The organism is Legionella anisa, from assembly GCF_001467525.1.
Taxonomy (GTDB): domain Bacteria; phylum Pseudomonadota; class Gammaproteobacteria; order Legionellales; family Legionellaceae; genus Legionella; species Legionella anisa.
Genome location: NZ_LNXS01000044.1, coordinates 50,346 through 60,946 on the forward strand (window position 1 = coordinate 50,346; position 10,601 = coordinate 60,946).

The window sequence follows — 10,601 nt, forward strand, 5'->3', positions numbered from 1 at the left end:
AAAGACGAGTATTAGTGCCAGCCTTTACCTTCCATTTTGTGTTCTTCATCAGTGTGGAACCTTCTCCATTGCAGCGGGTGTTTCAAAGTAGCCTTCATGCCAATATTTAATACCATAATAGCCACTGCATAGTACGCCAATCACGGAAAGAACAGCGATTAAGGAACCTAGTACTTTAGCTAATGACACACCAGCTCCCTGGTGGCGCAGTCCCCAAATAAGAAGACTTATGCTTAATATAAATGCAATGAAACCCATAGTTATCGCGATGTGAAATAAAAACATCATGACGCGTCTCCTTTTGTCGATTGTTTAGAAAAAAGATGGGGCAGAAAAGCCGGTGTTTTATCGGCATAACGTTGATAAGCTTCCCCAAATTCAGCCAAGGTATCTTTTTCTTCTCGCCGAGCAAGATGCACATAAACATACACTAGGATTGGAAACATCACTAAGGTAATAAGGGTTGGCCATTGCAATAAAAATCCAATCATGACGAGAATGAAACCATCGTATTGCGGATGACGAACGTAGGCGTAAAGTCCTGTGGTAGCAAGTTGATTGTTTTTCTGTGCTGCATAAAGCGTACTCCATCCTGAATAAATCAAATAAAGGCCGCCCAAGATGAAGAGATTACTGAGGATATGGAGCAGGTCAAAATGTGGATCGCCTTTTAATCCCAATAACGTATGCAGTAGATGGCCACTGTCATGACTGTAGAGGTTAATACCCGGATAATAATTAGCAAGCCAGCCGGATAAGAGATAAATGGTTAAAGGGAAACCGTACATTTCCGTAAAGTAAGCGATGACAAAGGCAGAAAAGGCACCAAAACTCTTCCAATCTCTCTTGGTTTTGAATCGGGTGAAACTGAAGGCAAAGAGGATAAAAATGGCCGAGTTAACAATGACTAAAAACCAAAGACCATAGGCGTTAGAGTGTTCCATCATTCATCCTTATCAGAGTCCGAGTTGTTTTCCTTTTTATCATGATGGTGGCCATGCCCTCCATGAAAAAGGTGCATTAAAGGGCATAATAAAAACAGTACTATCCACCAGGGAAAAGCCGCCAAAAAGCCAGTCACATGAGCCCGATGTTCTGTAAAGAGGTAATACCCGATAATCACAAAAATAAGAATCAGAATTAATCCGCGTACAGAAGGTTGCCAAGCCTTTCGAGGTGGCTTATAGTGTGAGTTAGGGTGTTGCTCGTGTTTCGTTTTCATCTGTGGTATCCTTATCAACTCACTGTTTAGTTCAACATCTCAATGCCAGTGCGGTGGCTTCCCTTCCACCAATGCAAATCGTTATTCATTGTCATTCTCCGTAGAGGAATTCAAACACCTGCTCCATGCATTCATTGCGTTGATTCCTCAAGCTTTCTATTGAAGAACGAATCATGTCACAACCCAATTGTTCCAGTTTTTTGAACACATTCTCTTCTACAAGAGCTTGGCGATTCTCTTCCACTACTCTGGCTAACCATGACATAGAACGCATAGTGGGGTTCATTTTTTCGGAAAAAACGGTGCGACTTAGACGCATGGGATGCATTTTCTCTAACCAAAACGTGGACAATGGATTGCTAAACGCTCGAACCCAAGGTTGACCAAGGATGCGATAATGATAATCGTTTGCTTCCGATATTTTGCGAACGCTTTCAAAGGGTTCGAGAGGTTTGATGGAACAAAGTTCTGTCAAATCACGTTCTTCAAAGCGAACTCTATACTGTTCCTTGCTGCAATCCGGGTCGCCTGTGGGATTATCAATTATCATTTCATACAAACCGGGCGGTAGTTCCTCTATTGCCGCACAATGTTCTAAAATGGCGCGGTGTTCCAAGCGAACCACTTTGGCTGAAACAAAAATACCCAAATGACCTACCGTAGGATGAAGCAAATAAACAATGCATTGTTTTGCCCTTTTTAAATCAGTAGTCGTTGGGTAGATAGTTCTTAACCAATGCAGCGCTTGATAAGGTGGGGTGATTTCATCGCCTTGGGATGCAAAAATCACAATGGGATTATGAATACGCTTTAAATCCAACACGCAATGGTGATGAAGGGTGATTTCGCCACGCTCCAATTGATTGCCAATAAAAAGGCTTGCTACCGTTTCAGTGATTTCTTCTTGACTGAATTGATAAAAGCCATTCCACCAGTGTTCAAAATCTAAAAAACGCGCGCGCTCTGTGTCTATTTCATCAAAGAGACGATGATATTTATCCCAGATAGCGGTAGTAGGATTTAAACATTCAAAATTTTGCACAAGCCATGCGCCATCCAATGTTCCATCGTTTAAATCGGAAAGAAAGCGAGTAAGCCACACGCCTCCTAACAATCCGCCGAGCAATTGCATAGGATTGGTTTCTTCTTTGCTGCTTGCCCAATAGGAAATGGGTGAGCCATTCATCACCAGTGGACCTACTAAACCCTTACAGTCCGAAGCGAGTAATGCCAACATCCAACCGGCTTGGCAATTGCCATAAAGAATGGGGGATTGGTTTTGATGCCAGATTTTCACTTGTTCCACGAACTGCTTCATCGTGGCCAGCACATCGCTCAGAGTTTGGTGAGGGATGGGGTGAGGGTAAAATGTGACAAAGTAAACGGCATGACCTCGATGCAGAGCAATTCCTATTTCAGAATCTCGTTTAAAACCACCAATCCCTGGGCCGTGACCGGCACGAGGATCGACAATAATGACAGGAGGTTTATTGGGATCAAAACAATTTTTAAAACAAATATCGTCGACTTCAAGAATTTTAAGGAGCGCATAATTCGTTTTGGGTTTCAAGTTTCGACCATCCAATACCTGCTCGTATGTAAAGCGCAGAGGCGGTGGCATCCCTTGTTGTTCATGCGCCATCATGTCATTGGCGCGTTGGCGCAGTGTGTCGAAAAATAAAGTACTTCGTTGCCAAAAATCAATAGAGTAATGAAGCCCATCATTCCACAATTGATAAGATTGAGACCATGCTGAGAATGAAGAATTCTGTTCCTTGGGGATGGTTCTTTCCCCTTGTTTTAAGCCTTGTTCGTCCATGAATGCCATCACATTGCCACAATAATTTATTATAGCTTAGCACAAACGAACCATTCCGAAGAAAATTCTCACTGATTTCTTTTTTACTTAGAAATTTATTAACACCATGCTTCAATGACTTTCATAACCTAAAGAATGGAGAATTAGCGGGTATGCATTACACTTATATTAAATTCAAGCACAACAAACATCCGGAAAGGATTACTGAAAGGGATGGTAACATGGCTGATGAACAATCGCTTTTCCAAAAATGGGCAATGGGCTATGGAGCCATTTCTCATCAAAAAGCAACGCAAATCAAGGTGCAATACGTCATTTCTGAGTTAGCCCAAAAAGGGCAAAGTGAAGCAAGTACTCTCGCATTGTTTACCGCCGCCGATCGCATTGCTAATGCGGCCATGTGGTTGGTGGTGCATCAAACTTATGCGAGTTGTGTCGATTTAGAAGGACAGCCTTTAGACCCGAATGCGTTTAAAACCAATCCGCAAGGCCATACAGGAGGTTCACTCAATATGGTGCCTGCTTATGTCGGTTTCATGCTCGCCAATGCCTTAAGTGAGAGGACTCGTGGTTGGGTCATGGAACAAGGTCACTGTGTGGCGGCTATCGATAGTGTGAATCTTTTGTTAGATAATATGTGCCCTGAACATGAAAAGCGCTATGAACTGACCAATGAAGGCTTAACTCGTTACGTGACTGATTTTTATTCTTATCGATTGAATAAAAAAGGGCAACAGGATTCCCCCTTAGGCAGTCATGTCAATATCCATACTGCAGGAGGTATCTTAGAAGGAGGTTACCTTGGTTTTGCAGGCTTACAGTATAGCCATATGCCCTTGCCTAATGAAAGTTTGGTTGCTTTCTTATCGGATGGGGCATTTGAGGAGCAGCGTGGCTCGGATTGGGCGCCTCATTGGTGGCGTGCTACAGACTGTGGTTTCGTCATTCCGATGATGATATTCAATGGCAGGCGTATTGACCAACGCTCGTTAGAAGCACAAGGGGAAGGTTTATCCTCCTTTTTACAGCACCTAAAAACGTATCATTTTGATCCCATGGTCTTTGATGGCACCGATCCGGCTGCCTTTGCTTGCCTCATTTTAGAAGGGGAACGTTTATTGCAAGCACGCGGCCAAAGTGTTTTGGTCAAAGAGGAATCTTACCCTGTTTTGTTGCCTTATGGGGTGGCTGTGGCACCTAAAGGGGCAGGATTTTATGGGGCGGGCACCAATGCTGCGCATAGCCTTCCTTTAAGCGCCAATCCAAAAACCGATGCGGTGGCTAGACGACGTTTTAATGAAGGGGTACAGCGACTGTTTGTACCTTTTGCTGAATTAATCCATGCTCGAGACACCTTAAAAAATCACGCTCAAACGAAGAGGCCATCAGAGCGTGATTACCCTATTGCCAATCGTCACGTGCGAATAAAAAGTCACCCACAGTTACTATTTTACACGACGAATGGCAATGAGCAGCTCGTAGGGTGTCCTATGTCGGCTATTGACAATACCTTTTTAGCCTACGTACAAGCCAATCCTGAGTTAAGACCACGGGTAGGGAATCCTGACGAGATGTTATCCAATCACATGCTAAAGACGCTCCATCATTTAAAACATCGGGTGACGGAAGTGGAGTCTCAAGAATTGGAAGCCATCGATGGACAAGTGATTACTGTGCTCAATGAAGAAGCGGTAGTTTGTGCCTGCCTTGGTAATAAAGCAGGGATTAATCTAGTGGTGACTTATGAAGCCTTTGCCCTCAAAATGCTAGGTGCCATTCGGCAAGAATTGAATTGGTCTGATGAGTTACACGCGTGTGGCAAAAAACCCGGATGGCTATCGGTTCCTCTCGTGTTGACTTCTCATACGTATGAAAATGGCAAGAATGAGCGCTCACATCAAGACACCACCTTGTGTGAAGCTTTGTTAAGCGAATATTCGGATGTGTCGCGTGTGTTATTTCCCGCCGACTATAATTCTACCGTGGCAGCGCTTGATGGATGTTACCGGATGCATGGTGCTATTGTGACGTTGGTGGTATCTAAAGAAAAAGTTCCTTTGCAATGGAGCGAGCAACAAGCCAAGCAACTGTTGGAAGATGGGATAATTCGTATGAGACCTCTTAAGAATCCTGATAAAGCAGACATCATTTTAACAGCCATTGGCTCTTATCAATTGCAACACGCATTAATCGCTGAGAAGCGACTTGCAGAACGAGGCATTGTGGCAGTGGTCAATTATATGATGGAGCCGGGTCGTTTTCGCAATCCACGAACTCCTCGGGAAGCGCTTTTTCAAACCTCCTACAGTTTGCGCCAAGCGTATTATCCTGCCCACATTGCTTCACGAATTTTTATAAGCCATACGCGGCCTGAAGTGATGGCAGGCGTTCTAAGACCGCTTGACACAGGTAAGCAAACTATCTTTTTAGGATTTATCAATCAAGGAGGAACTTTGGATACCGCAGGCATGCTGTTTGTCAATCGTCAAACTTGGGCCCATATTCTTAGTGCCAGTGCGAACTGTTTAGGCTTTAAGCAGGAATCCTTATTAAAGCCTCAAGAAATAGAAGCGCTCTCTGGCCTCAGAAATCCGCACGGGGTGATTATTTAGTTCCTTCCCCCTGGATGAAGTGGCTCTTGAACCGAAGGAGGCGGGTTAAATCTTGTGCTATTATTACTGTATCTTATTGATTATAGAGCTTAATACTAAGGATGCCGGTGATGAAGGGATTAGAGAAGCAATGTTGTCCTAAGGAAATTCTATTGACCCAGCAAAAAGAATCGATGGACGATTTGGATTCGTGTTGTGTCCCTACTGAGGTCAGTACCCCTGATGATTTCTTTCTGTTCTTTACTCGCCTGGTTCACGCAAACCTCGCGAAATGGACTATGGGAATAAGTCCCGCAGCAATCGGTTCATCCTATTCCACCTGGCTTTGGCAATTGGCCCAAACCCCTGGATTATTATCGGAATTGGCTGCTTATCCTCTTGTTCATGCCAATGATTGCATTAATAACATCGTTTGCGTTGACCGTGCTGCTGGTGGTAAAGACGTGCGATTCAAAAAAGACAGTTGGCAGCCCATGCCATGGCGTTTATTCGCAGAAGGGTTTTTGCAGGTGGAGGATTGGTGGCGACGTGCTACAACGAATGTACCAGGGTTACCTCGTCCGGTGGAGCGCACGGTTTCATTTTGGGCACGCCAATGGCTTGATGCTTTATCCCCCTCCAATTTTGTCTGGTCGAACCCTGATTTATTCAACGAAGCCCTGCGCACTGGTGGCCTTAATCTCACTCAAGGCAGCCAAATTGCATTAGAAGACTGGCTAGAAAAACTAACCGGCACACCACCAACAGGCTCCGAACACTTTATCCCAGGCCAACAGGTGGCCATTACGCCAGGACGTGTGGTGTTTCAAAATCATTTAATTGAACTCATTCAATATGAGTCACAAACCAAGACGGTATACAAAGAGCCGATATTGATACTGCCGGCTTGGATTATGAAATATTATATACTGGATTTGTCCCCACATAATTCTTTGGTGAAGTGGCTCGTAAAGCAAGGACACACGGTATTTATAATCTCCTGGCGCAATCCCGATAAAGAGGACCGTGATTTGGGGATGGATGATTATTATCGTCTTGGTGCCATGGCGGCGATTGATGCGGTTTCCACCATTCTACCAGAGACCAAAATCAATCTGATGGGCTATTGTTTAGGCGGCACCTTGGCCCTAATTACGGCGTCCGTGATGGGAAGAGACAAGGATGAACGGTTAAATAGCCTTACGCTGTTGGCAGCCCAAGGGGATTTTACCGAGGCTGGTGAATTAATGCTTTTTGTGACGGAAAGCCAAGTGGATTTTCTGAAAAGCATGATGCAGGAACAGGGGTATCTGGACACGAAGCAAATGGCGGGTTCTTTCCAGATGTTGCGTGCTTATGACTTAATCTGGTCCAAGATGATTCAAGATTACATGCATGGCATGCGGCGTGGAATGATTGATTTAACCGCTTGGAATGCTGATGCTACCCGAATGCCTTATAAAATGCACAGCGAATACCTTGAAAAACTTTTTTTAAAAAATGATTTTGCCGAGGGGCGTTATACGGTGGAAGGAAAACCGGTGGCCGCCGAAAACATTCAGTGGCCTGTTTTTGCTGTGAGCACTGAAAAAGACCACGTAGCTCCCTGGCAGTCAGTGTATAAAATCCACTTGATGACGGATGGTGATGTGACCTTCGTCCTCACGGGTGGCGGCCATAATGTGGGTATTGTGAGTGAACCGGGACATCCAGGGCGCTCTTACCGTATTCATGAGCATAAAGAGGGCGAGGCGTACTTAAACCCCGAAAACTGGCTAACCGTTGCAGAAAGGCGTGAGGGTTCCTGGTGGCGCGGTTGGCATGAGTGGCTGGTACTGCAATCCACCAAGAAACGCATTCCTCCACCGGTTATAGATACGTCACTACCAGCAGCCCCCGGCGCTTATGTGCATCAGAAATAGAAAGGAAGAAGGATGGAGCAGGAATTTCTTGAGAATGTGACCTTTAATGAACTTGAAGTGGGCCGTCAGGCCAGCTTAAGTAAAACGCTCACTCAAGACGACATCAATTTGTTTGCTGCCATGTCGGGCGATGTGAATCCCGCTCATGTGGATCCCGTGTTTGCCAAGAGTACTATTTTTCATGGGATTGTTGGGCATGGTATGTGGTCTGGCACATTGATTTCCGCACTTCTTGGCACCGTTTTACCTGGGCCAGGTACGATTTATCTTGAACAGGATATCCAATTTAAAAAGCCAGTGCGTTTAGGCGATACCATCACCATTACCCTCCTGGTTAAGGACAAGCGTACCAATAAACCCATTGTGATTTTTGGTTGCAAGGGTGTCAATCAGCGTGGAGAAACCGTGATTGAGGGATTAGCAACCGTCCTTGCACCAACAGAAAAAATGCGCGTGGCGCGTGCTCATCTTCCATCTATTGAAATGTATAACCACGATCGCTTTGAAGCCATTATTAAGACGTGTCGCTGTATGGCAGCTATCCGTACGGCAATCGTACATCCTGTAACGAGCAACGTCATGGAAGCGGTGAACGATGCGGTGAAGGCAGGACTCATTACTCCTCTATTGGTGGGACCTTTGGCTAAAATGAAGGGTGCAGCTCGTGATGCCCATATTGATTTATCCCAATGGGAAACACTGGATACTGAGCATAGCGATGCTGCCGCCAATAAAGCGGCTGATTTGGCCGCTGCAGGCGAGATTGATGCCATCATGAAAGGCTCCTTAAGCACCCATGAATTAATGGCAGCGATTGTGCCTTCGGCATCCGGTTTACGCACCCAACACCGAGTCAGCTATGCCTATGTCATGGATGTACCTTCTTACCACAAGCCACTGATTGTTACCGATGCAGCGATTAATATCGCCCCAAGTGCGAGTGACAAAGCCGACATTTGTCAGAATGCCATTCACCTTTGGCGAGTATTGTATGGTGAAGATAAGAAGCCCAAAGTAGCTGTATTGGCGGCTATTGAAACCGTCAATCCCAAGATGCAAGCCACAGTTGATGCGTCGATTTTATGTAAAATGGCTGACCGAGGTCAGATAACCCATGGCATCCTTGACGGCCCCTTGGCGTTTGATAACGCAATTAACAAAGAGGCAGCCAAAGAAAAAGGAATTGTTTCGCTGGTTGCTGGGGATGCTGATATTCTTTTGGTGCCTGAAATTGAATCGGGTAATATTTTAGCCAAGCAACTCACCTTTTTAGGGCATGCGGATGCTGCTGGCATTGTTTTAGGGGCCCGTGTGCCCATCATTTTGGTAAGTCGTGCTGATTCACTGCGCACACGCCTTTTTTCCTGTGCTCTGGCTGTTAAAATGGCCTCAGCGCGAAAGGAAGGACGAATTAAATGACGAACATCAAAGCCTCGTGCCTTCTTGTGATTAATGTAGGCTCCTCCAGTATCAAATTTCAGCTTTTTTCAAGACAACCCAATCCAAAGCGTTTAGCTTATGGGAAAGTAGTCGATATAGGGGGCAAGCCTTTATTTACAGCCACCGATGCTCTACTAAATTCTGGCGATGCCCCAATTGATCAAAAAAGTCTTTCAGAACAGTGCACCCATGAAGAAGCCTTACGTTTTATTTTAAATTGGATTGATGCATGGAGTGAGCAGTGGCCAGTGACTGTAGTGGCACATCGGATTGTCCATGGCGGTACGCTTTTTAAAAGCAGTGTGGTAATCGATTCAAGGGTGATGAAGCAATTATGGGAGTTGGCACCTTTGGCTCCTTTGCACCAACCCCATAATCTCAAGGCTATTGAAATCATTAATCAATTGAAACCCGAGATACCCCAGATTGCTTGTTTTGATACGGCATTTCATGCCCATCATGAGGCTTTATTCACTGAATACGCTTTACCACAAACAATACGAGCCCAAGGTGTTCGTCGCTATGGGTTTCATGGTTTATCGTATGAATGGATTACGCATACCTTATGTCAACATGAACCTTCCTTGGTGAATGGACGGATTATTGCGGCCCATCTTGGCAATGGGGCGAGTTTATGCGCAATGCATCATGGCGTAAGCATTGATACCACGATGGGTATGACCGTATTAGATGGGTTACCGATGGGGACTCGTTGTGGCAATCTCGATCCCGGTGCTGTGCTGTTTATGATACGTCAGCTCGGGTTGTCTTCTGATGAGATTGAGCATCTTTTTTATAATGAGTCTGGGCTTCTTGGTTTATCGGAGCTCTCCAATGACCTCAAAATTCTAGAAGAGAGCGAGAGTGAAAAGGCACGATTTGCATTAGAGTACTTCTGCCTCAAAACGGCCCAATTCATGGGTATGATGGCAGTGGCCCTAGGTGGAGTTGATGCGATTGTTTTTACTGGTGGTATTGGCGAGAATTCAGCGTTTGTGCGTGATGCTATCTTACGTCGTTTGGAGTTTCTAAAACCTTTTGAAACCCGTATTGTTTCGGCCAATGAAGAACGGATGATGGCACTGCATACCATGTCACTACTTAAATACTAAACTGGAATTGGAAGCCTATGAAGAATAAAAAAGGACTGATTATTGGCATTGCCAATGAGCACTCGATTGCCTGGGGTTGTGCCAAAGTATTGCATGACGCCAATTGCGAATTAGCCATCACGTATCAGAATGAGAAAGCCAAGAGTTATGCTCAGCCTCTAGCAGAACAGGTTTCAGCATCCATTTTCATGCCTCTTGATGTGACGGATAAAGCCCAATTCGATGCATTATTCCTAAGGATAAAAGAGAGCTGGGGTCATCTTGATTTTGTCATTCATGCCATTGCTTTTGCGCCAAAAGCGGATTTACAAGGTCGGGTTGTCGATTGCTCCAAAGAGGGATTTATGGTGGCCATAGATATTTCTTGTCATTCTCTTATTCGATTGGCAAAAGCAGCTGAGCCACTGATGATCAATGGAGGAAGTATCATGACCATGAGTTATTATGGTGCAGAAAGAGTCGTTAAAAATTACAACCTCATGGGGCCAGTTAAGG

Annotated in this window: 9 protein-coding genes; 5 read left to right on the top strand and 4 right to left on the bottom strand. The window is 45.0% G+C overall.

The genetic code is table 11. The annotated features are described in order from the left end of the window. Positions 1-48 precede the first annotated feature (48 nt). From Lani_RS14290 to Lani_RS14305, 4 genes are all read right to left on the bottom strand, one after another. The gene (locus tag Lani_RS14290) at positions 49-288 is read right to left on the bottom strand and encodes a hypothetical protein (protein WP_019235660.1); all 240 of its coding nucleotides are present in this window, start codon (positions 286-288) and stop codon (positions 49-51) included. Further along, entirely contained in the window at positions 285-944 is a 660-nt protein-coding gene (locus tag Lani_RS14295) for a methyltransferase family protein (RefSeq protein ID WP_019235661.1), read from the bottom strand. The genes Lani_RS14290 and Lani_RS14295 overlap by 4 nt, the downstream gene beginning before the upstream one ends. Further along, complete coding sequence (locus tag Lani_RS14300; protein ID WP_019235662.1) at positions 944-1,222, bottom strand: DUF2933 domain-containing protein; 279 nt, start codon at positions 1,220-1,222, stop codon at positions 944-946. Before Lani_RS14300 ends, Lani_RS14295 begins: the two co-directional genes overlap by 1 nt. A 91-nt stretch (positions 1,223-1,313) precedes the next feature. Next, a complete protein-coding gene (locus Lani_RS14305; protein WP_019235663.1) occupies positions 1,314-3,050 on the bottom strand; it encodes a DUF3141 domain-containing protein in 1,737 nt (578 codons plus the stop codon). Positions 3,051-3,262: 212 nt separating this feature from the next. Here Lani_RS14305 and Lani_RS14310 point away from each other — a divergent pair, with 212 nt between their 5' ends. From Lani_RS14310 to Lani_RS20830, 5 genes are all read left to right on the top strand, one after another. Then, positions 3,263-5,653, top strand: a complete 2,391-nt coding sequence (locus Lani_RS14310; RefSeq protein WP_019235664.1) for a phosphoketolase family protein — start codon at positions 3,263-3,265, stop codon at positions 5,651-5,653. A gap of 110 nt (positions 5,654-5,763) precedes the next feature. Next, positions 5,764-7,554: a PHA/PHB synthase family protein gene (locus tag Lani_RS14315; RefSeq protein WP_019235665.1), complete on the top strand. Its 1,791-nt coding sequence runs from the start codon at positions 5,764-5,766 to the stop codon at positions 7,552-7,554. 12 nt (positions 7,555-7,566) lie between these two features. Beyond that, positions 7,567-8,973: a bifunctional enoyl-CoA hydratase/phosphate acetyltransferase gene (locus Lani_RS14320; RefSeq protein WP_019235666.1), complete on the top strand. Its 1,407-nt coding sequence runs from the start codon at positions 7,567-7,569 to the stop codon at positions 8,971-8,973. Next, entirely contained in the window at positions 8,970-10,106 is a 1,137-nt protein-coding gene (locus Lani_RS14325) for an acetate/propionate family kinase (protein WP_019235667.1), read from the top strand. Before Lani_RS14320 ends, Lani_RS14325 begins: the two co-directional genes overlap by 4 nt. Before the next feature lie 17 nt (positions 10,107-10,123). Continuing rightward, positions 10,124-10,601, top strand: a 478-nt coding sequence (locus Lani_RS20830; RefSeq protein ID WP_238585189.1) for an SDR family oxidoreductase, incomplete at its 3' end; no start/stop codon positions are given.

What these genes read in the sequence shown, in the direction of transcription:
- Lani_RS14310 (WP_019235664.1), top strand. Translation starts at nt 3,263, where the DNA reads ATGGCTGATGAACAATCGCTTTTCCAAAAATGGGCAATGGGCTATGGA.
- Lani_RS14300 (WP_019235662.1), bottom strand. Translation starts at nt 1,222, where the DNA reads ATGAAAACGAAACACGAGCAACACCCTAACTCACACTATAAGCCACCT.
- Lani_RS14315 (WP_019235665.1), top strand. Translation starts at nt 5,764, where the DNA reads ATGAAGGGATTAGAGAAGCAATGTTGTCCTAAGGAAATTCTATTGACC.
- Lani_RS14320 (WP_019235666.1), top strand. Translation starts at nt 7,567, where the DNA reads ATGGAGCAGGAATTTCTTGAGAATGTGACCTTTAATGAACTTGAAGTG.
- Lani_RS14290 (WP_019235660.1), bottom strand. Translation starts at nt 288, where the DNA reads ATGATGTTTTTATTTCACATCGCGATAACTATGGGTTTCATTGCATTT.
- Lani_RS14295 (WP_019235661.1), bottom strand. Translation starts at nt 944, where the DNA reads ATGGAACACTCTAACGCCTATGGTCTTTGGTTTTTAGTCATTGTTAAC.
- Lani_RS14325 (WP_019235667.1), top strand. Translation starts at nt 8,970, where the DNA reads ATGACGAACATCAAAGCCTCGTGCCTTCTTGTGATTAATGTAGGCTCC.
- Lani_RS14305 (WP_019235663.1), bottom strand. Translation starts at nt 3,050, where the DNA reads ATGGCATTCATGGACGAACAAGGCTTAAAACAAGGGGAAAGAACCATC.